Source organism: Jejuibacter sp. L23 (assembly GCF_050815825.1).
In the GTDB taxonomy this organism is placed as follows: domain Bacteria; phylum Pseudomonadota; class Gammaproteobacteria; order Enterobacterales; family Enterobacteriaceae; genus Jejubacter; species Jejubacter calystegiae.
Genome location: NZ_CP138199.1, coordinates 4533939 through 4554792, shown reverse-complemented (window position 1 = coordinate 4554792; position 20854 = coordinate 4533939). Strand labels below are relative to the sequence as shown.

Genomic DNA, 20854 nt, shown 5'->3' with positions numbered 1-20854 from the left:
CAAGGACCACGTTATGACGCCGCTTTCCCCCATTTTGCAGCAACACTGGCAGACTCTGACGGCGCTTTTCCCTCAGGATATCGATCCCGAATCTCTTAACGAAGAGACCCGGGGAGCGCTGATTTTTAGTGACTTTCTGTTTAACAGCCTGATGGCGGAACCGCCGCTACTGGCTGAGCTACAGCAGTCGCCGCCCCGGCCCGATGAGTGGCGGGAATATGGCGACTGGCTGGCCGCCGGGCTTGCGGGTGTGGAAGACGAAGCCGGGCTGATGCGCGAGCTGCGCCGTTTTCGGCGCCGGATACTGACCCGCATCGCCTGGAGCCAGATTCTGCATCACGCCAGCACTGAGCAAACCCTGACCCAGTTGAGCGAACTGGCGGAATGCCTGATTGTCAGCGCCCGCGAGTGGCTGTACGCCGCCTGCTGCCGGGAGTGGGGAACGCCCTGCAACGCCAGTGGCGAGCCTCAGCCGCTGCTGGTGCTGGGCATGGGGAAACTGGGGGGCGGCGAGCTTAACTTCTCGTCGGATATCGATCTGATCTTTGCCTGGCCGGAAGGCGGCGTGACCCAGGGCGGTCGGCGGGAGCTGGATAACGCCCAGTTTTTTACCCGTATGGGGCAGCGTTTGATTAAAGCGTTGGATCAACCTACGGCGGATGGCTTTGTCTACCGGGTGGATATGCGGCTGCGCCCCTTTGGCGACAGTGGCCCGCTGGTACTAAGCTTCGCGGCGCTGGAGGATTACTACCAGGAGCAGGGGCGCGACTGGGAGCGCTATGCCATGGTGAAGGCCCGGGTGATGGGCGATCGTGACGATTCCGCCAGCCAGGAGCTGCGTGCCATGCTGCGGCCCTTCGTATTCCGGCGATATATCGACTTTAGCGTGATCCAGTCCCTGCGCAGCATGAAGGGGATGATCGCTCGTGAAGTGCGGCGCCGTGGCCTGACCGATAACATCAAACTGGGGGCGGGCGGCATCCGCGAGATTGAGTTTATCGCCCAGGTTTTCCAGTTGATTCGCGGCGGTCGGGAGCCGCAGTTGCAACAGCGATCCCTGCTGCCCACCCTGACGGCCATTGGCAGCCTGAATCTGTTGCCACCGAAGGATGTTGAAGCGCTGCGCGAAGCCTACCTGTTCCTGCGGCGTCTTGAAAACCTGTTACAGAGTATTAACGACGAGCAGACCCAGACCCTGCCGCAGGATGCGCTGAATCGCGCCCGTCTGGCCTGGGGGATGGGCATGGATGACTGGCAGACCCTGCACGCCCGGCTGGAACAGCATATGGCTGCGGTGCGCCGTATTTTCGATGCGCTGATTGGCGATGATGAACCTAATGGCGAAGAAGATACGGTGGCCGAGTGCTGGCGTGAGCTGTGGTTGGATGCGCTGGACGCCGATGACGGCATGCCGGAGCTGGCGCATCTGAGCGAAGAGGCGCGTCATCAGTTGCTTGAGCAACTGGCAGGTTTCCGGCGCGAAACGGATAAGCGTACCATCGGCCCACGGGGGCGTCAGGTGCTGGATCAGCTGATGCCGCGCCTGTTAAGCGAGATCTGCGTACGCGATGATGCGGCGCCGACCCTGGCGCGCATCACGCCGCTATTGAGCGGCATCGTTTCGCGTACCACCTATCTGGAGCTGCTGACCGAGTTTCCCGGCGCCCTGAAGCATCTGATTCGGCTGTGCGCCGCATCGCCGATGGTGGCCAACAAGCTGGGGCGCTACCCGCTGTTGCTCGACGAACTGCTGGATCCCAACACCCTCTATCAACCCACCGCCACCGACGCCTATCGCGACGAGCTGCGTCAGTATCTGCTGCGGGTACCGGAAGAGGATGAAGAGCAGCAGCTCGAAGCGCTGCGCCAGTTTAAGCAGGCTCAGCTACTGCGGGTGGCTGCCGCCGATATCGCCGGCACGCTGCCGGTCATGAAGGTTAGCGATCATCTAACCTGGCTGGCCGAGGCGATGATCGATGCAGTGGTGCGTATGGCCTGGAATCAGATGGTGGCACGCTATGGTCAGCCCACCCACCTGCGCGATCGCGATGGGCGTGGCTTCGCGGTGGTGGGGTATGGCAAGCTGGGCGGCTGGGAGCTGGGCTACGGCTCCGATCTCGACCTGGTGTTTCTGCACGACTGCCCGGCAACGGTGATGACCGATGGCGAGCGGGAGATCGACGGGCGTCAGTTCTACCTGCGACTGGCTCAGCGCGTGATGCATCTGTTCAGCACCCGTACCTCATCCGGTGTGCTGTATGAGGTGGACGCCAGGCTGCGACCTTCCGGATCGGCGGGCATGCTGGTCACTCCCCTGGACGCTTTTAGCGACTACCAGCAGAACGAGGCCTGGGCCTGGGAACATCAGGCGCTGGTGCGCGCCAGAACGGTCTGGAGCGACGCTACCCTGGCTGGCGGCTTCGACGCGATCCGCCGTCAGGTGCTGGAAAAGCCGCGCGATCCCGCCGCCCTGCGTGAAGAAGTTCGCAATATGCGGGAAAAAATGCGCGCTCATCTGGGCAATAAGCATCGGGGCCGCTTCGATATCAAAGCCGATGAAGGCGGTATCACCGATATCGAATTTATCACTCAGTACCTGGTACTGGCCCATGCTCATACCCAGCCGCTGTTAACGCGCTGGTCCGACAACGTACGAATTCTGGAGCTGCTGGCCAGAAGCGGGGTCATGGAGCAGGAAGAGGCGCAGGCGCTGACCAATGCATATACGCATCTGCGCGACGAGCTGCATCACCTGGCGTTGCAGGAGCTGCCCGGCCACGTGGAGCCTGCGCTTTTCGAACGCGAACGGGCGCAGGTTGCTGCCTGCTGGCAGAGGTGGTTGGGTGCCTGATTCTGTAATTATGCTATTATCGCGCCAGATTCGAAGTTTCTCGCTGGAGAGTCAGAAATGAAAGTAACGCTGCCCGAATTCACACGCGCAGGCGTCATGGTGGTTGGGGATGTCATGCTGGATCGCTACTGGTATGGCCCCACCAGCCGTATCTCCCCGGAGGCCCCGGTCCCGGTGGTGAAGGTGAATACAATTGAAGAGCGCCCCGGCGGCGCGGCCAACGTGGCGATGAACATTGCCTCGCTTGGCGCTTCTTCGCGGCTGGTGGGTCTGACGGGGATCGACGACGCGGCCCGCGCTCTGAGCAAAGCGCTGGCCGATGTTAATGTGAAGTGTGATTTCGTCTCGGTTCCGACCCATCCCACCATTACCAAACTGCGGGTGCTGTCGCGCAACCAGCAACTGATCCGTCTGGATTTTGAAGAGGGATTCGAAGGGGTGGACGCCGAGCCGATGCATGAACGCATCAATCAGGCGCTGCCGCAGATTGGCGCGCTGGTGCTGTCCGACTACGCCAAAGGGGCGCTGTGCAGCGTCCAGCAGATGATTCAGCTGGCGCGTAAGGCAGGGGTTCCGGTGCTGATCGACCCGAAAGGGGCTGATTTTGAACGTTATCGCGGGGCGACGCTACTGACGCCGAATCTTTCTGAATTTGAAGCGGTGACAGGTAAGTGCCGCAGCGTGGAGGAGATCGTCGAACGGGGCATGAAGCTTATCAGCGATTTTGAGCTCTCAGCGCTGCTGGTGACTCGCTCCGAGCAGGGCATGACGCTGCTGCAGCCTGGTAAGGCGCCGCTGCATCTGCCAACCCAGGCGCAGGAAGTGTATGACGTGACCGGCGCCGGAGATACGGTTATCGGCGTGCTGGCGGCGACACTTGCGGCAGGGAACTCGCTGGAAGAGGCCTGCTTCTTCGCCAATGCGGCGGCGGGCGTCGTGGTCGGCAAGCTGGGCACCTCCACCGTATCACCGGTCGAACTGGAAAACGCGGTGCGTGGTCGTTCGGAAACCGGATTCGGCGTCATGAGCGAAGCGGGGCTGAAACAGGCGGTTGCCGATGCCCGCAAGCGCGGCGAGAAGGTGGTGATGACCAACGGCGTGTTCGACATTCTGCACGCCGGCCATGTTTCCTATCTGGCCAATGCCCGTAAGCTGGGGGATCGGCTGATTGTGGCGGTGAACAGCGATGCCTCCACCCGTCGTCTGAAAGGCGACAGCCGCCCGGTGAACCCGCAGGATCAGCGAATGGACGTTCTGGCCGCGCTGGAGGCGGTAGACTGGGTGGTGCCTTTTGAAGAGGATACCCCGCAGCGCCTGATCGCGGAGATCCTGCCGGATCTGCTGGTGAAAGGCGGCGATTACAAGCCGGAAGAGATTGCGGGCAGTGAAGAGGTGTGGGCTAACGGCGGTGAAGTGAAGGTTCTGAACTTCGAAGATGGCTGTTCCACAACCAACATCATTCGCCGGATTCAGCAGGATGCAAAAGGCGAATAAGCTAATGGCGGGAGGCGCTCCTCCCGCTTATAGATTCAGGCCTGAGGCGCCTGCTGGTCGTCGGCGGCAGGCGCCTTATCCTTGTTTTCCAGCTCATTCAGGCGCTGCTCCAGCGCGGTCAGTTTCTCGCGGGTACGCAGCAGTACCTGAGTCTGCACATCAAACTCTTCGCGGCTGACCAAATCCAGGCGATTCAGCTGTGATTGCAGGACCTGACGGATTTTCTTTTCCACATCTTCCCCGAATTCGCGAATTCCTTTCGGCATCGACTCATGGACCTGGCGGGCGATCTGTTCAATTTTTTTCGGGTCAATCATAGCGGTTTCCCTGAGGTAAATAAGGTGTATTGCGTTAATTGTAATGCCTGATGCGCGGCGGATAAACCAATAATCATGCTTTCGCCATTAACCGCAAACCGCGATCCCGAAACGTCGTTGCCGGGTACGGTAATTAGCGTTATAGTGATCCTGCTTATTCTCAGGGCGGGGCGAAATTCCCCACCGGCGGTAAATCAGTTCGAATCCAGCAGGATGACTGAAAGCCCGCGAGCACTCCGGATACCATCCGGAGGTTAGCAGATCCGGTGTAATTCCGGAGCCGACGGTTAAAGTCCGGATGGGAGAGGATAACGATTCTGTCGGGCGCTACCCGCTCACGTTATTGTATTGCCGATTTTTCGGCACACTCCTAAGACAGCCCTGGTTCTGGTAATCCATAATTTTAATGAGGTTAACTTACCATGAATCAGACTCTGCTTTCCGAATTTGGCACTCCTTTCCAGCGTGTCGAAAATGCACTGGCCGCACTGCGCGAAGGGCGTGGCGCGATGGTGCTGGATGATGAAGATCGCGAAAACGAAGGCGATATGATCTTTGCCGCTGAAAATATGACCGTGGAGCAGATGGCGCTAACCATCCGCCACGGTAGCGGTATTGTCTGCCTGTGCCTGACCGAAGAGCGTCGTCAGCAGCTTGATCTGCCCATGATGGTGGAGAACAACACCAGCGCCTATGGTACGGGTTTCACCGTGACCATCGAAGCTGCCGAAGGCGTAACGACCGGGGTTTCCGCCGCCGACCGTCTGACCACGGTACGCGCCGCCACCGCCGATAACGCCAAACCCTCCGATCTTCATCGCCCGGGCCATGTGTTCCCGCTGCGCGCTCGCGAAGGCGGAGTGCTGACTCGCGGCGGCCATACTGAGGCGACCATCGATCTGGTGACCCTGGCAGGCCTGAAGCCGTCAGGCGTGCTGTGTGAACTGACCAATGATGATGGCTCTATGGCGCGCGCGCCGGAGTGTGTGGCCTTTGCCCGCCAGCATAATATGGCAGTCGTTACCATTGAAGATCTGGTCGCTTACCGCCGGGAGCATGAGCGCAAGGCCAGCTAACCTGCGTTGTTATTGATTACGTTGCCCGAAAGCGTGGTGGCGCTAAAAACAGCTTCCATCTCCGGAAGCTGTTTTTCTTTGTCCTCTTTAATCTCCCATCATGCGTCATTGACGTACATTCGTTGTGCCGGATACACTACGGCAATAACATACGCCACGGACGCACATCGATATTATTTATTGAGACGCCAGTCTTTATCGAGGATGTTCAGATACTGCTGAGCGATGATGAGTATCGTCGGTTTCTGCAGTACCTGGCGGACAACCCGACATCAGGTGAAGTGTTTCAGGATACAGGCGGACTACGGAAAGTGCGCTGGGCCTGTGGTGGTAAGGGGCGACGGGGTGGTGTGTGGATTATTTATTACTATAAAGTGAGTGATTTACAAATTCGGCTACTGTTGATTTATAAGAAAGGCGTAAAAGACGATCTGAGCGCAAAAGAGAAGCAAATTTTACGGGCCATGAATGAGAGGTGGTAAATGGACGAGAAATTATTCAATCGGTTAACTGAAAGCATGGCTCAGATGAATGGTATCCTGGAAGGAAAGGCATGCCCTTCCCGGGAAGCTATGGTGGCTGCGGTACAGGTGAAAAAAATACGTCAGGCGACCGGCTTATCGCAAAGTGGTTTTGCCCGGCTTATCTCCGTCAATATCGGTACCTTACGGAACTGGGAACAGGGAAGACGTGAGCCGACTGGCCCCGCCCGGGCATTGCTGCGTGCCATTGAGCGGGACCCTGAACATGTGCTTCTGGCGCTGGCTGCCGAATAATCATCCTGAATTCAACCGATGCCGGTGCTCTGTAACAGCGTCAGGCTGAATCCCATGACCGACATACCGCACAGCACGCCATAGCTTGGGTTGTTATGCGGATCGATCTCTTTGGCCAGCGGCATCAGTTCATCTACCGACAGCGCCACCATAATACCGGCCACGGCGGCCATAATCGCGGCCATCACCACCGGTGAGACCAGGCTGCCGAGGATAAGCCAGGCCAGTACCCCGCCCAGAATTTCGGCGCAGCCCGAAATGCCTGACCAGAAAATAGCCTTACGCCGCGACCCCGTGGCGGCATAGACCGGGCCAGCCACCGCTAATCCCTCAGGAATATTATGCAGCGCCACGGCCAGGGCGATGCCCGCGCCCAGTTCCAGATCGCTGCTGGCGGTCACAAAGGTGGCAATACCTTCGGGAAAGTTGTGCAGGCTGATGCCCAGGGTCAGCAGCAGCGCGGTGCGCTTAAGGTTGCGCTTCTTGAGGGTGCCGTCGAGCAGATCCTGAGGATGGGCATGGGGCAGGATGCGATCCAGCGCAAAGTAGCCCAGCAGCCCCAGCATAAACATGCCGTAGCCGATAACCGGCGACATTCCCGGCGTATCCAGCGCGGCTGGCAGCATCTCCATCAGGGATATTAACAGCATAATTCCGGCGGCGAAGCCGAGTGAAAAAGCCAGTACCCGATTGGAAGGCTTCTGGCCGATCACGCCGAAGAAAGCGCCAATGAAGGTAGCGCCACCCGCCAGCAGGGTCAGGATCAGAGGGGCAGACATCTCAAAGCTCCTTGATGATAATGATTCTTATTCATATTATCGAGAGGCCGCACAAAAAGCGACACCGCGGCCGGTGTTTTACAGAACGCTTACATTCAAATTTCCTGACAGTCTCCATCATGCTTCTCCGGCATCTTCACTGGCCGAAAATGGGTAAGGTGTTAATAACAACCTTACCATTTTCAGGATGTCTGTTTATGACGATTCGCCCAATGCCGGCACTTTTTCTTGGCCACGGCAGCCCGATGAACGTGCTGGAAGATAACCAATATACCCGCTGCTGGCAGCAACTGGCAGAGATATTGCCGCGTCCCAAAGCGATTGTGGCGATCTCCGCCCACTGGTACACCCGTGGTACGGGGGTGACAGCCATGGAACAGCCACGCACCATTCATGATTTCGGCGGTTTCCCGCAGGCGCTGTACGATACCCAATATCCGGCTCCCGGTAGTCCGGCTCTGGCGCGTGAGATTGCGGCGCGGCTGGCGCCGGTTCCCGTCATGCTTGATGAAGAAGCCTGGGGTTTCGACCACGGCAGTTGGGGCGTGTTGATCAAGATGTACCCCGCAGCGGATATACCGGTGGTGCAGCTAAGTATCGATGCTACTCAGCCTCCGGAATGGCATCTGGAGATGGGGAAACGACTGGCGGGCCTGCGCGAGCAGGGAATTCTGCTGGTGGCCAGCGGCAACGTGGTGCATAACCTGCGGATGGCGCGCCGTCAGGAGGGGGAAACGGCTTATCCCTGGGCCGAATCTTTTAACCAGTTTGTCAAACAGAACCTGACCTGGCGCGGATCCGCGGCTCAGCACCCGCTGGCGCATTATCTGGAACATGAAGGGGGCGCGCTGGCGAACCCGACGCCGGAACATTTCCTGCCGCTGCTCTATATTTTGGGGGCCTGGAACGGCGAAGAGCCGGTGACGCTACCGATAGAAGGCATGGAGATGGGCTCTTTGAGTATGCTGTCGGTACAGATAGGCGAGTAGCGCCGGAGGACTCTCCTCCTCCGGCACCAGGGCTTACTAGCCGGTAAAGCTGTGAGGATAGAAGCGCGACAGATCCTGGGTAATCAGCTCCCTGTCTTCACGGATGCCGATTCCGGCGGGTTGAGAGTCCACCAGCCAGCTGCCGATCAGGGTGTAGCTATCGCCAAACTTCGGCAGCGGCTGGAACTGCTGGATAATATAGCCTTCTTCCCCGTAGGGGCCGTCCACCCGGGCTATCTCCTGGCCTTTCTCGATAATGCGCACGTTGGCGCCTTCTCGGGAAAAGATCGGTTTCACCACATATTTTTCCAGTTCCGGATGATCCTCGTCAGCGAAGTACGCCGGTAGCAGGTTGGGGTGATTGGGGAACATTTCCCAGAGCATCGGCAGCAGCGCTTTATTGGACAGAATGCTCTTCCAGGCAGGTTCCAGCCAGCGAACGCCAGCGTCTTCCAGCTTGGTAGAGAACATCTCACGCAGCATAAATTCCCACGGATAGAGCTTAAACAGGTTACCGATCACCTGATCCTGCATATCCGTAAACTGGCCCTTTTCTCCCAGACCAATGTCTTCGATATAGAGAAACTCGCTGGCAACGTCGGCTTCGTTGGCGCAATCCTGAAGATACTGCACGGTGCCGCGATCCTCGACCGTATCGCGACAGCAGGTGAAGTGAAGCAGGTTAAAGCCGTGCTGGGCTTTAAGCTGTGCAAAGCGTTCAATCAGCTTCTCTTGCAGGCTATTGAATTGATCGCTGTCAGCTGGCAGGTTACCGGCCGCGATCTGATCCTCCAGCCAGATCCACTGAAAGAAGGCGGCTTCGTACAGCGAGGTTGGCGTGTCGGCGTTGTTTTCCAGCAGTTTGGGTTCGCCGGTGCCGTCCCAGGCCAGATCCAGACGCGAATAGAGCGAAGGCTGGCGACTGTTCCAGGACTGGCGGACAAATTCGCGCACGTGCTTTGGAATGCGGAAGCGATCCATTAGCGCATCGCTTGCCACAACCCGCTCCGCAACCTGCAGACACATCTGGTGCAGCTCTGCGGTGACCTCTTCCAGCTTTTCGACCTGAGCCAGCGTCAATCGGTAGTATGCCTCTTCGCTCCAGTAGGGCTCGCCGTGCATGGTGTGAAAGTTGAAGCCGTACTCGGTGGCTTTCTCGCGCCAGTCCGGGCGCTCGCTAATGGCGACTCTTTCCATGGATCAACCGCCCATGGAGCGGCTGGAGGTGCCGGTCGCGCTACGCTGCATTGCGGACTGCTTCGCCACGGATTCACCAAAGCCGCCGCGGGTAATGGTGGAGGTGGTGGCCGGTTTCGGCGCCATGGCTGTTTTCGGTACTGTCATAGTGCGGCCGGGGCGCGCAGCGCCGTAATTTTTACCACTGGCGTCGGTGTACTGGCCATAGGCCGGGCTGGCCGGGTTACGGGAAGAGAACAGCGGCTGTTGGGCTGCGCCGCCGCTCATCATTCGGCCCATCATGTAGCCCGCCATCAGCGGCATCCAGAAACTGCCGCTGGACTGTGCTTCGGCCTGATTTTCACCACTGCCAGCCATAGAGGCCTGAGCTGGGGTCTGCTGACACTGGTTTTCGCCAAATTCCGCCACGCAGTCTTCGCGAGTGGCATACTTCGGCGCGGTACGTTCGGCTTCCTTCACGGCATTGTTATAAGCCGTGGTGCATTCGGCGTTTTTGCCGGGATTGGCCTGTGCACACTGATCGGCGTTCTGATAGAGCGAGACAGTTTCATCGCTCTGCTCGCAGCCAGCCAGCATAAAGACCGCGCCGACAGCCAGTGCGACCGGCGTTAAATGGCGCGCACGCCAGTTCTTACGGAAAGCGGCGTGATTAATTGTTTTTGTCCGTTTCATCCTGTCTTCCTGAATCCCGAGGTATACACAATATTGTGGGCTAAAGGATAGAGGATGACTGGTTGAATTTAAAGCGCAAGCAGCGTGAGGAGTGAGCGGAGACGGGATCTTTACGTTGCCTTACGTAACAGGGGCGCCGTGCGGCGCCCCTGTATCAGTACTAGTTGCGGAACGGGTTGCGACCGCTGGTACTGTTGGTGGCCGTCGCCGGGCGGGCAACTGGCTGCGCGGCGGGCGCAGAGGCGCTTGCGCTGGCGGTATTGTAACCGTCGGCCCAGGCGTTCTGCTGCTGATTATCCGGCGCCAGGCTCTGGGGGCTGGTAGCAACCGGTTTACCCAGCGTATTGTTCAGCGTCTGCAGATCCTGTTCGTTCAGGGTGCCGAGCGCATACTTGATGTTCAGCTGGTTAATCAGGTAATTATAACGGGCGCTGGACAGCTGCTGCTTGGCATTATACAGCGCGGTGGTGGCATCCAGCACGTCGACGATGGTACGGGTACCCACCGAATAGCCGGCTTCCATGGCATCCAGAGAGCTCTGGGAAGAGACAACCAGTTGCTCATAGGCCTTCACGTTGCTGATAGAGGCATTCACGTTGTTCCAGGAGGAACGAACGGTCTGCACCATGCTGCGGTGTGCGCCTTCCAACTGCTCGCTGGCGCCCACAAAGGCGTACTGCGCCTGTTTCACCTGGGAGGTGACCGCGCCGCCGCTATACAGCGGCAGGTTAAAGCTCAGACCGATCTGGTTCTGGCCAGTATGGGAGTTTTGACGTCCAAGCTGGCGGCCTTTGGCATTGTAGTCCTGATCGGATACGCCAGAAGAGGCGTTCAGATCGATGGTCGGCATATGACCGGTCTGTGCGTAGCGAATCTGCTCGCGGGCCAGATCCTGGTTCAGACGTGCCTGCAGCAGCGACAGGTTACGTTTTTCCGCTTCTTTCAGCAGATTATTGACCGTATCGGGCTTCGCGGAGCTAAAGCGATCGACATTCAGCGATGCCAGTTCCGGGTAGAAATTACCGGTGATCTGACGCAGGTCTTCCAGCGCGTTATCCAGATCGTTACGGGCCGTCACTTCGTTAGCCAGTACGCTGTCGTACTGAGCACGGGCGTTCTGTACGTCGGTAATTGCCACCAGGCCCACATTAAACCGCTGGGTAGTCTGATCCAACTGGCGATAGATCGCCTTTTTCTCTGCTTCAATGTAGGAGAGCGAATCGATGGCGCTCAGTACTTTAAAGTAGGCGGTGGCGGTATTGAGGATCAGCTCCTGCTGGTCAACCTGCCAGGTCACATCCTGTATACCGGCGGTTTTTTCCTGCAGCGTCAACGCGCGCCATTTCGACATATCGAAAATGGTCTGGGTTAGCTGAAGCGACGCGCTGGTCGAGTTATAGTTGACGCCATTACCGTCACGGTACCCGGAGTTGTAGCTATAATCCGCACCCAGACCAAGCTGAGGCAGCAGCGGGCTGCGTGCTTCATTGATCTTCTCGAACGCTGCGTCACGGTCAGCGGCGGATTTACGCAGGTCCGGGTTGCTCAGACGAGCCTGCTGATAAACCTGTAGTAGGTTTTCAGCCTGGCTCATGGCGCTGAATCCTGTCAGACTCAGGCCGATAAGAATGGGGAGCAGTTTCTTCATTTGCATTCCTTGTTGTGAAGCTGAATTTTTTGTTAGCGCTGACAAGTGCCGAAAATGATCGCAGATTCTAACAGAGTCCGCCTGCGGACGGGCTTGGCGTAATGTGCCATCGGTCGCTAATACCCGTCAATCTACCATAGCATGGCGGAAACGGTAGCTATCCGGTTGCAAAACGATCATTTAACCACCATTACATGCGGATGACATCATGAGTAAACCGACAAAACCGGCAGTCACTTTTGGTAAAAACGATGTAGAAATTATTGCACGCGAAACGGCATACAGCGGCTTTTTTTCGTTAAAGAGGTATCGTTTCCGTCATCGCTTGTTCAGCGGTGGTATGAGCGAAGAGATCGCGCGTGAAATTTTTGAGCGCGGTCATGCCGTGGTCTTGCTACCCTATGACCCTGTGCGTGATGAAGTGGTGCTGATCGAACAAATTCGCATCGCCGCGTATGACACCAGTGACAGTCCATGGCTACTGGAACTGGTGGCGGGTATGATCGAAGAGGGTGAAAGCCATGAAGACGTGGCCCGCCGCGAGGCGCAGGAAGAAGCCGGATTAAGCGTCGGCCAGGTGCGCTCGGTGATGAGCTATCTGGCAAGTCCGGGCGGAACCAGCGAACGTCTGTCGGTGCTGGTCGGCGAAGTGGACGCCTCCACGGCAAAAGGTATTCACGGCCTGGCGGAAGAAAATGAGGATATTCGTGTCCATGTGGTAAGTCGGGAGCAGGCTTATCAATGGGTCAATGAGGGAGTTATCGATAACGCAGCTTCGATCATTGCCCTGCAGTGGTTGCAACTGCACCACGAGACGCTGAAAGCCGACTGGAACAGCGGTGCGCATTAGCCGTGCGCGACATCGCGACGGTCGCTTCAGCAGTGACGTTGAGTTTTCCGCGCTGTCAGCCCACTGTTACCGACAGGGGCGGCAATGCGGCTATACAAAAAGAGGTTACCCCCAGGTATGAAGCGCTATGTGCCTGATTTTCCGGAAATGATGCGGCTGAACGAAACCAACTTCGCTCAACTGCGGCGCCTGCTCCCGCGCCAGGACTCGCCTGGCGAGACCGTTAGCTACCGGGTAAAGGATGCGCAATATCGGATAACGATTCTTGAATCCACCCGCTACACTACGCTGGTGGAAATCGATCAGACGTGGCCGGCGGTCAGTTACTGGAGCCTGCCATCGATGACGGTGCGGCTGTATCATGACGCCATGGTCGCGGAAGTGTGTTCGAGTCAGCAGATCTTTCGCTTTAAAGCACGTTATGATTATCCTAATAACAGGTTGCACCAACGCGACGAAAAGCATCAGATTAATCAGTTCCTTGCTGACTGGCTACGTTACTGCCTGGCACATGGAGCGATGGCGGTGCCGGTGTTACCCTAACGTGTTTGGGGATATTGGGTCAGCGATGTGGTTAAGGTGATTCACTACCTTATATCAGGGGGCGCGGAGATAACGCTGCTGATAGCAACCCTGAAAGGGCAGGTCCCGGGTATGAGGACAGTGCCAACGAGTATGCGGCCTGAAGTATGACGGGTATGTTAGCGTCGTGAAAGCTGAAGGACACCATTTGGAAAGCCAGTTAAACCTTCCTGTGGCCGGTGGGGCCAGCATCAGGATTTTACAAATTACCGATACTCACCTGTTTGCCGACAAGAGCGGCACCCTGTTAGGGGTAAATACCTGGGAGAGTTATCAGGCGGTCGTCGCGGCTATTCATGCCCGGCAGAACGCCTGGGATCTGATTGTGGCGACCGGCGATCTGGCGCAGGATCAGAGCGCCCAGGCTTACCAGCACTTCGCTGATGGTATTGCGGGTTTTTCCGCGCCCTGCGTCTGGCTGCCCGGTAATCACGATTTTCAGCCTGCCATGTACAGCGCGTTGCAGGATGCGGGTATTTCACCTGCGAAGGTGGTTTACGCTGGTGATGCCTGGCAAATCCTGCTGCTGGACAGCCAGGTATTTGGCGTGCCCCACGGCGAACTCAGCGACTACCAGCTCGAATGGCTGGAGCGTCAACTCTCAAGGGCGCCGGAACGCCATACCCTGCTTCTGCTGCACCATCATCCTTTGCCGTCGGGCTGTAGCTGGCTCGATCAACACAGCCTGCGCAACTCTCCGGCGCTGGACGACGTACTGGCGCGCTGGCCGCGGGTCAAGACGCTACTGTGCGGCCATATTCACCAGGAACTGGATCTTGACTGGAACGGTCGTCGTCTGCTGGCGACGCCTTCCACCTGCGTACAGTTCAAGCCGCACTGCGCCAACTTTACGCTGGATACCATTCCCCCCGGCTGGCGATGGCTGGAGCTGGCGCCGGACGGTACACTCACCACCGAAGTCTGCCGTCTTGAGACCCAGGACTTCAGCCCGGATACCGAGTCAGAAGGCTACTGATGGCTAAGCTGCTTTATTTGCACGGCTTCAACAGTTCGCCGCATTCCGCCAAGGCGATGGCGTTGTCGGCGTGGCTGGCGGAACAGCATCCCGATATCGAGATGCTGGTGCCTGAACTGCCTCCTTACCCCGAAGAGGCGGCGCAGCTCATGGAAAGTCTGGTTCTTGCCCACGGAGGGGAAAATCTTGGCCTTGTCGGCTCTTCCCTTGGCGGTTATTACGCCACCTGGCTGTCCCAGTGTTTTATGTTGCCTGCCGTGGTGATCAACCCGGCAGTACGTCCGTTCGAGCTGCTGACCAACTTCCTGGGGAATAACGAGAACCCGTGGACGGGGCAGCAATATGTGCTAGAGTCTCGCCATATTTACGATCTTAAAGTCATGCAGATCGACCCGCTTGAGGCGCCGGACCTCATCTGGCTGCTACAGCAGACCGGTGATGAGGTACTGGATTACCGCCAGGCCGTGGCATATTACGATGCCTGCCGTCAGAGCGTGGAAGAGGGCGGTAACCACGCTTTTGTGGGCTTTGAGCGTTATTTCACACAGATTGTCGATTTTCTGGGGCTCCATTGAGTTCCTGGAAAGCACGACGCTTGACTACCTGAACGAACAGACCATGACGCAATCCTATAACGCAGATGCCATTGAGGTACTGACCGGGCTGGAGCCTGTGCGCCGCCGCCCGGGAATGTACACCGATACCACTCGCCCTAACCATCTGGGTCAGGAGGTTATCGATAACAGCGTGGACGAAGCGCTGGCGGGCCACGCAAAGCGCGTGGAGGTTATCCTGCATGCTGACCAGTCGCTGGAAGTGATTGACGACGGTCGCGGCATGCCGGTGGATATTCACCCGGAAGAGGGGGTTCCGGCCGTTGAGCTGATCCTCTGTCGGCTGCACGCCGGGGGCAAATTTTCCAACAAGAACTACCAGTTTTCTGGCGGCCTGCACGGGGTCGGGATCTCGGTGGTCAACGCCCTGTCAAAACGGGTGGAAGTGACCGTGAAGCGCGATGCGCAGGTATGGCGGATTGCGTTTGAAAATGGCGATAAGGTGCAGGATCTGGAAGTGATTGGTACCTGCGGCAAGCGCAACACCGGCACCAGCGTGCACTTCTGGCCGGACGAACAGTTCTTCGACAGCCCGCGTTTTTCCGTTTCGCGCCTGTCGCACCTGCTGAAAGCGAAGGCAGTACTGTGCCCCGGCGTGGAGATCGTCTTTAAGGACGAAGTAAATCAAACCGAACAGCGCTGGTGTTACCAGGACGGTCTGAAAGACTATCTGTGCGAAGCGGTAAATGGCCTGATCACTCTGCCGGAACAGCCCTTTATCGGCGATTTCCACGGCGAAACCGAAGCGGTGGACTGGGCGCTGCTCTGGCTGCCGGAAGGGGGCGAGCTGCTGACCGAAAGCTACGTGAACCTGATTCCCACCATGCAGGGGGGAACCCACGTTAACGGGCTGCGACAAGGGCTGCTGGACGCGATGCGCGAATTCTGCGAATACCGCAACATCCTGCCGCGCGGCGTGAAGCTGACCGCGGAGGATATCTGGGAACGCTGCGCCTATGTGCTTTCGGTGAAAATGCAGGATCCGCAGTTCGCCGGTCAGACCAAAGAGCGTCTCTCTTCGCGCCAGTGCGCGGCCTTTGTTTCCGGCGTAGTGAAAGATGCTTTCTCGCTGTGGCTCAACCAGAACGTCCAGGCTGCGGAGCAACTGGCCGAAATGGCGATCTCCAGCGCCCAGCGCCGCCTGCGTGCGGCCAAAAAAGTGGTGCGTAAAAAGCTGACCAGCGGCCCGGCGCTGCCAGGCAAGCTGGCAGACTGCACCGCGCAGGACCTGAGCCGTACCGAACTGTTCCTGGTGGAAGGGGACTCGGCGGGCGGCTCTGCCAAGCAGGCGCGCGATCGTGAATATCAGGCGATCATGCCGCTTAAGGGTAAGATCCTGAACACCTGGGAAGTCTCTTCCGACGAAGTGTTGGCCTCTCAGGAGGTGCACGATATTTCGGTGGCTATCGGCATCGATCCCGACAGCGAGGATCTGAGTCAACTGCGCTACGGCAAGGTTTGTATCCTGGCGGACGCCGACTCGGACGGTCTGCACATCGCCACGCTGTTGTGCGCGCTCTTTGTGCGTCATTTCCGCGCGCTGGTGAAGGGCGGTCATGTGTATGTGGCGATGCCGCCGTTGTACCGTATCGACCTGGGGAAAGAGGTTTATTATGCGCTGGATGAAGAGGAGAAAGCCGGTATCCTGGAGCAGCTTAAGCGTAAGCGCGGTAAGCCGGGCGTACAGCGCTTTAAAGGGTTGGGTGAGATGAACCCGATGCAGCTACGGGAAACCACTCTCGATCCTAACACCCGTCGTCTGGTGCAGCTAACCATCAGTGACGATGACGATGAGCGCACCCGCGCAGTGATGGATATGCTGCTGGCCAAGAAGCGCGCCGAAGATCGCCGCCACTGGTTGCAGGAGAAGGGCGACCTGGCGGATATCGACGTCTAAGCCATGTCCTGCGGGCGCTGTCGCGATTATGCGGCAGCGCCTGGCGCAGGCAGCGCCGCGGCTTCCTGATAGCCCCGATTAAAGCTGCGCACCAGACGTTCTGAACGAAAATCGGTAAAAAATTCTCTCATCAGGGCCTGATCCAGCCCGTAACGTCGGGTCAGAATTCCCGCCTTCCAGGCTGCCAGCGCCATTTCGCCATACCGCCGTTCCAGCTGATGGCAGTAACCCAAAATAAAACCGCGTTTGTAGTCGGCCCGATAGTCGGTGAAAGCGGCAATCTCCTGGGGATGTCGGCTCTTCATTCCGTCCATAACGCCCCTGGCAAATTCATTTTTCATCTCTGTTGCCTCCCCTTATTCGCTGTATATCTATATATATAACGAAGGTGTGAGAATATATCTACCTTAGAATAAGAGCGGTATCTCTTTTTTATAGCGAAGAGCGAAGGGGGAACTTTCGGACTAAACCGGGAAGAGAAAAAGCGATGCCAGGCATCGCTTTTGGTTTGCAGTAGGGCTTATACGCCCTCTTCGAGGATGCGAATACGGGTTTCCAGCACGTCCTCTTTCACCTTTTCAGACCAGGCCTTCATGTGTGGAGTCTGCAGGTGGGCCTGTAGATGAGCGACGCTTTCCCACTTTTCCACCATGGTGATGGAATCCGGCGCGCAGGTCTGGAAATCGACCTGGGCATGAGTATCCACCAGCGGCGCATAGCCGTGACAACCGTCCTCTTTCAGCACGGTCGGAATGATTTCCCTGAAGGCGTCCAGTACCGCCTGGCGATGGTGCTGGCCGGGGCGGGTACGGATGTCGGCAATGATAGTTAGCATGTTTGATTAACTCCTTAACGCCTGTGTTGCAAAACAGGCTCTTATCCTGAATTCATCACACGTCAGGCCGCGCTATGGCGGCCTGGCAACTGCAACGTTGGAATGAATACCGGGATACAGTTAAGCAAAAATTTCGCTCAGATGCTTGCGGTATTCTGCGATATAACGCGGAACATCGGGCATTTTGATGACGTCATTGGCGATAAAGGTCGGCAGGCTTTCCATGCCGAGGAACTGATTAGCCTTGTGGAACGGTAGGTAAACGCCATCCACTCCAACGCCGTGGAAGAACTGCTCTTCGTCGGTAAAGGCTTCCATCGGGGCGTTCCAGGTCAGCGAGAGCATATAACGGGTGCCCTGCATCAGGCCGCCGGAACCGTATTTCTTCGAGGCATCGGAGCGAGTGCGGCCATCGCTGGCGTACAGGGTGCTGTGTCCTTCGGTAAAGACATCATCCATATATTTTTTCACCGTCCAGGGCGCGCCCATCCACCAGCCAGGCATCTGCCAGATGATGACGTCAGCCCACTGGAATTTCTCCACTTCGGCTTTAATGTCGTAATCTGCATCGGCGCGGCTGACTTTCACGTCGTGACCGGCATCGCGCAGGAAACCGTCTGCCACCTCGGTCAGGGTATCGTTAAGCTGGCCGTTGGAATGGGCAAATTTTTTGGCCCCGTTGATAATAAGAATGTTGCTCATAATTTGTTCCTGAACTGTCATGTTTGAAAACGATCATATAGTGATATGAATCACGGAAAAACAGCCAAAATCGGCAAAGACTTTTGCGTTTTAAGCAACAATCTGGCTTCCTTGTGACCCTGAGCGCGAGATACTGTATTATCACCGCCATTGTCCCGCTTCACTCATGGAAAGCCAGTCTGAGGATTATTAATGAGCGATCTGACTCATGATGGCGCAGAGCGTCTTGCCCTGCATGAATTCACGGAAAACGCCTATCTGAACTACTCCATGTACGTCATCATGGACCGTGCGCTGCCGTTCATCGGCGATGGCCTTAAGCCGGTACAGCGCCGTATCGTCTATGCCATGTCGGAACTGGGGTTGAGCGCCAGCGCGAAATTCAAAAAGTCGGCGCGCACCGTGGGTGACGTGCTGGGTAAATATCATCCCCACGGCGATAGCGCCTGCTATGAAGCCATGGTGCTGATGGCGCAGCCTTTCTCCTACCGCTACCCGCTGGTGGACGGCCAGGGGAACTGGGGGGCGCCGGACGATCCCAAATCCTTTGCGGCGATGCGTTATACCGAATCGCGACTCTCTAAGTACGCGGAAGTGCTACTGGGCGAGCTGGGACAGGGGACGGTGGATTTCGTGCCCAACTTCGACGGCACGATGCGCGAACCGAAGATGCTACCAGCGCGTCTGCCCAATATTCTGCTGAACGGCACCACCGGTATTGCGGTGGGGATGGCGACCGATATCCCGCCCCACAACCTGAAAGAGGTAGCGCAGGCGGCCATTACGCTTATCGAGCAGCCGAAAACCACGCTCGATCAGCTACTGGATATCATCCAGGGGCCGGACTATCCTACCGAGGCAGAAATCATCACCTCGCGTGCCGACATCCGCAAAATCTACCAGACCGGCCGTGGCTCGGTGCGTATGCGCGCGGTGTGGAGCAAAGAAGACGGCGCGGTAGTCATTAACGCGCTGCCGCACCAGGTTTCCGGCGCCCGGGTACTGGAGCAGATTGCCAGCCAGATGCGTGCCAAAAAGCTGCCGATGGTGGACGATCTGCGCGATGAATCAGACCACGAAAACCCGACTCGTCTGGTGATTGTGCCGCGATCCAATCGCGTGGACATGGAGCAGGTCATGAACCACCTGTTCGCTACTACCGATCTGGAAAAAAGTTACCGCGTTAACCTCAATATGATCGGGCTCGATAACCGTCCTGCGGTGAAGAATCTGCTGGAGATTCTGAGCGAGTGGCTGGTCTACCGTCGCGATACCGTGCGTCGCCGCCTGAACTATCGTCTGGAGAAAGTGCTGAATCGTCTGCATATTCTGGAAGGTTTGCTGGTTGCCTTCCTCAATATCGATGAGGTGATTCACATCATCCGCAGTGAAGACGAACCGAAGCCGGTGCTGATGTCACGCTTTGAACTCAGCGAAACTCAGGCCGAAGCGATTCTGGAACTGAAACTGCGCCACCTGGCGAAGCTCGAAGAGGTGAAGATCCGTGGCGAGCAGAGCGAACTGGAAAAAGAGCGCGACCAGTTGCAGGCGATTCTGGGCTCCGAGCGTCGGATGAACACCCTGCTGAAGAAAGAGATTCAGGCCGATGCCGAGGCCTTCGGTGACGATCGTCGTTCGCCGCTCCATGAACGCGAAGAAGCGAAGGCCATGAGCGAACACGATATGCTGCCTTCCGAGCCGATTACCGTGGTGCTGTCGAAGATGGGCTGGGTGCGTAGCGCCAAAGGGCATGATATCGACCCCACGGGGCTGAACTATAAGGCCGGTGATGAATATCTGGCATCGGCTCAGGGCAAGAGCAACCAACCGGCGGTGTTCCTGGACTCTGCCGGACGCAGCTATGCTATCGATCCCATCACGCTGCCGTCGGCGCGTAGTCAGGGCGAGCCGCTGACCGGTAAGGTGACGTTGCCGCCTGGGGCGTTCGTGGAACAGGTGCTGATGGCCGGAGACGACCAGAAGCTGCTGATGTCATCGGATGCTGGCTACGGCTTTATCTGTACCTTCGGCGATCTGGTCGCGCGTAACCGGGCTGGTAAGGCCTTGATTACGCTGCCGGAAAACGCGCGCGTGATGTCGCCACTGGAGGTGGCCCGTCAGGATGATATGCTGCTGGCGATCACCGCCGCGGGCCGTATGCTGATGTTCCCGGTCGGCGATCTGCCCGAACTGTCTCGCGGCAAGGGGAACAAAATCATCTCCATTCCTGCCGCTGACGCGGCGAAAGGGGCAGATCGTCTGGCACACCTTTTGATTCTGCCGCCGCAGAGCGGGGTGACCATTCATGTCGGCAAACGTAAGCTGAAACTGCGCCCGGAAGAGCTGCAGAAGGTGCGCGCCGAGCGGGGGCGCCGCGGTACGCTGATGCGTGGTCTGCAACGCATCGACCGCATCGAGGTGGATGCGCCTGCGGGTAGGCAGGATACCAGCGGCGAGAAGTAGTTCGCGTGCGCCTGGTTGTGCGGGGAAGGTCTTGTTTCCCCGCGCAAATCTCGCTTACTATTTTTCCTGACAGGGCCATTGTTTGTTGGCGCAATGCGCATAACAATAGTGGCCCTGGGATTCCCACTCTAAGAAC

Annotated in this window: 20 protein-coding genes and 1 riboswitch; of the genes, 12 read left to right on the top strand and 8 right to left on the bottom strand. The window is 57.6% G+C overall.

Annotated elements, in window-relative coordinates:
* The first annotated feature begins 13 nt into the window (after positions 1-13).
* Together glnE and hldE are read left to right on the top strand one after the other, a co-directional pair.
* Positions 14-2851 (top strand): bifunctional [glutamate--ammonia ligase]-adenylyl-L-tyrosine phosphorylase/[glutamate--ammonia-ligase] adenylyltransferase, encoded by a 2838-nt coding sequence (gene glnE, locus SCU88_RS21660; RefSeq protein WP_175340762.1) that lies wholly within the window; start codon positions 14-16, stop codon positions 2849-2851.
* A gap of 57 nt (positions 2852-2908) precedes the next feature.
* Positions 2909-4345: a bifunctional D-glycero-beta-D-manno-heptose-7-phosphate kinase/D-glycero-beta-D-manno-heptose 1-phosphate adenylyltransferase HldE gene (hldE, locus tag SCU88_RS21655; RefSeq protein ID WP_175340761.1), complete on the top strand. Its 1437-nt coding sequence runs from the start codon at positions 2909-2911 to the stop codon at positions 4343-4345.
* A gap of 35 nt (positions 4346-4380) precedes the next feature.
* Here hldE and ubiK read toward each other — a convergent pair whose 3' ends face one another.
* Entirely contained in the window at positions 4381-4662 is a 282-nt protein-coding gene (gene ubiK / locus SCU88_RS21650) for a ubiquinone biosynthesis accessory factor UbiK (protein WP_138093861.1), read from the bottom strand.
* A 152-nt stretch (positions 4663-4814) separates the two neighbouring features.
* A riboswitch (FMN riboswitch) is annotated at positions 4815-4976 on the top strand.
* A 108-nt stretch (positions 4977-5084) separates the two neighbouring features.
* On the opposite strand from ubiK, the gene ribB reads away from it, so the two are divergent.
* The 3 genes from ribB (at position 5085) to SCU88_RS21635 (ending at position 6514) form a co-directional block, all read left to right on the top strand.
* The gene (gene ribB / locus SCU88_RS21645) at positions 5085-5738 is read left to right on the top strand and encodes a 3,4-dihydroxy-2-butanone-4-phosphate synthase (RefSeq protein WP_138093859.1); all 654 of its coding nucleotides are present in this window, start codon (positions 5085-5087) and stop codon (positions 5736-5738) included.
* 170 nt (positions 5739-5908) lie between these two features.
* Positions 5909-6220 (top strand): type II toxin-antitoxin system RelE/ParE family toxin, encoded by a 312-nt coding sequence (locus SCU88_RS21640; RefSeq protein ID WP_431810187.1) that lies wholly within the window; start codon positions 5909-5911, stop codon positions 6218-6220.
* Positions 6221-6514: a helix-turn-helix domain-containing protein gene (locus SCU88_RS21635; protein ID WP_175340760.1), complete on the top strand. Its 294-nt coding sequence runs from the start codon at positions 6221-6223 to the stop codon at positions 6512-6514. It abuts the gene before it with no gap.
* Between the two features lie 11 nt (positions 6515-6525).
* Here the strand turns inward: SCU88_RS21635 and zupT are convergent, their stop codons facing one another.
* On the bottom strand, positions 6526-7293 hold the full coding sequence (gene zupT / locus SCU88_RS21630) for a zinc transporter ZupT (RefSeq protein WP_175340759.1): 768 nt from the start codon (positions 7291-7293) through the stop codon (positions 6526-6528).
* Between the two features lie 197 nt (positions 7294-7490).
* Between zupT and ygiD the strand changes: the two genes are divergently transcribed.
* Positions 7491-8282 carry a 4,5-DOPA dioxygenase extradiol gene (gene ygiD / locus SCU88_RS21625; RefSeq protein WP_175340758.1) on the top strand — a complete coding sequence of 264 codons (792 nt, stop codon included), beginning with the start codon at positions 7491-7493 and terminating at the stop codon, positions 8280-8282.
* A 36-nt stretch (positions 8283-8318) separates the two neighbouring features.
* Here the strand turns inward: ygiD and SCU88_RS21620 are convergent, their stop codons facing one another.
* The 3 genes from SCU88_RS21620 to tolC all read right to left on the bottom strand — a co-directional run bounded on the left by SCU88_RS21620 (position 8319) and on the right by tolC (position 11799).
* Positions 8319-9479 (bottom strand): glutathionylspermidine synthase family protein, encoded by a 1161-nt coding sequence (locus tag SCU88_RS21620; RefSeq protein WP_175340757.1) that lies wholly within the window; start codon positions 9477-9479, stop codon positions 8319-8321.
* Positions 9480-9482: 3 nt separating this feature from the next.
* Positions 9483-10151, bottom strand: coding sequence for a DUF1190 family protein (locus SCU88_RS21615; RefSeq protein ID WP_138093849.1), 669 nt, complete (start codon positions 10149-10151; stop codon positions 9483-9485).
* Between the two features lie 160 nt (positions 10152-10311).
* Positions 10312-11799 carry an outer membrane channel protein TolC gene (tolC, locus tag SCU88_RS21610; RefSeq protein WP_175340756.1) on the bottom strand — a complete coding sequence of 496 codons (1488 nt, stop codon included), beginning with the start codon at positions 11797-11799 and terminating at the stop codon, positions 10312-10314.
* 208 nt (positions 11800-12007) lie between these two features.
* Between tolC and nudF the strand changes: the two genes are divergently transcribed.
* From nudF to parE, 5 genes are all read left to right on the top strand, one after another.
* Positions 12008-12649, top strand: coding sequence for an ADP-ribose diphosphatase (gene nudF / locus SCU88_RS21605; RefSeq protein WP_175340755.1), 642 nt, complete (start codon positions 12008-12010; stop codon positions 12647-12649).
* A 117-nt stretch (positions 12650-12766) separates the two neighbouring features.
* Positions 12767-13192 carry a DUF1249 family protein gene (locus SCU88_RS21600; RefSeq protein ID WP_138099086.1) on the top strand — a complete coding sequence of 142 codons (426 nt, stop codon included), beginning with the start codon at positions 12767-12769 and terminating at the stop codon, positions 13190-13192.
* A 187-nt stretch (positions 13193-13379) separates the two neighbouring features.
* Positions 13380-14207, top strand: coding sequence for a 3',5'-cyclic-AMP phosphodiesterase (cpdA, locus tag SCU88_RS21595; protein WP_175340754.1), 828 nt, complete (start codon positions 13380-13382; stop codon positions 14205-14207).
* The gene (gene yqiA / locus SCU88_RS21590) at positions 14207-14782 is read left to right on the top strand and encodes an esterase YqiA (RefSeq protein WP_138093841.1); all 576 of its coding nucleotides are present in this window, start codon (positions 14207-14209) and stop codon (positions 14780-14782) included. Before cpdA ends, yqiA begins: the two co-directional genes overlap by 1 nt.
* 43 nt (positions 14783-14825) lie before the next feature.
* Positions 14826-16718: a DNA topoisomerase IV subunit B gene (gene parE, locus SCU88_RS21585; protein WP_175340862.1), complete on the top strand. Its 1893-nt coding sequence runs from the start codon at positions 14826-14828 to the stop codon at positions 16716-16718.
* A gap of 26 nt (positions 16719-16744) precedes the next feature.
* Here parE and SCU88_RS21580 read toward each other — a convergent pair whose 3' ends face one another.
* The 3 genes from SCU88_RS21580 to SCU88_RS21570 all read right to left on the bottom strand — a co-directional run bounded on the left by SCU88_RS21580 (position 16745) and on the right by SCU88_RS21570 (position 18255).
* Positions 16745-17059, bottom strand: a complete 315-nt coding sequence (locus tag SCU88_RS21580) for a DUF2623 family protein (RefSeq protein ID WP_175340753.1) — start codon at positions 17057-17059, stop codon at positions 16745-16747.
* Positions 17060-17238: 179 nt separating this feature from the next.
* Positions 17239-17553: a putative quinol monooxygenase gene (locus SCU88_RS21575; protein ID WP_138093837.1), complete on the bottom strand. Its 315-nt coding sequence runs from the start codon at positions 17551-17553 to the stop codon at positions 17239-17241.
* A gap of 120 nt (positions 17554-17673) precedes the next feature.
* Positions 17674-18255 carry an NAD(P)H-dependent oxidoreductase gene (locus SCU88_RS21570; RefSeq protein WP_175340752.1) on the bottom strand — a complete coding sequence of 194 codons (582 nt, stop codon included), beginning with the start codon at positions 18253-18255 and terminating at the stop codon, positions 17674-17676.
* Positions 18256-18447: 192 nt separating this feature from the next.
* Between SCU88_RS21570 and parC the strand changes: the two genes are divergently transcribed.
* Entirely contained in the window at positions 18448-20718 is a 2271-nt protein-coding gene (parC, locus tag SCU88_RS21565; RefSeq protein ID WP_175340751.1) for a DNA topoisomerase IV subunit A, read from the top strand.
* Positions 20719-20854 lie beyond the last annotated feature (136 nt).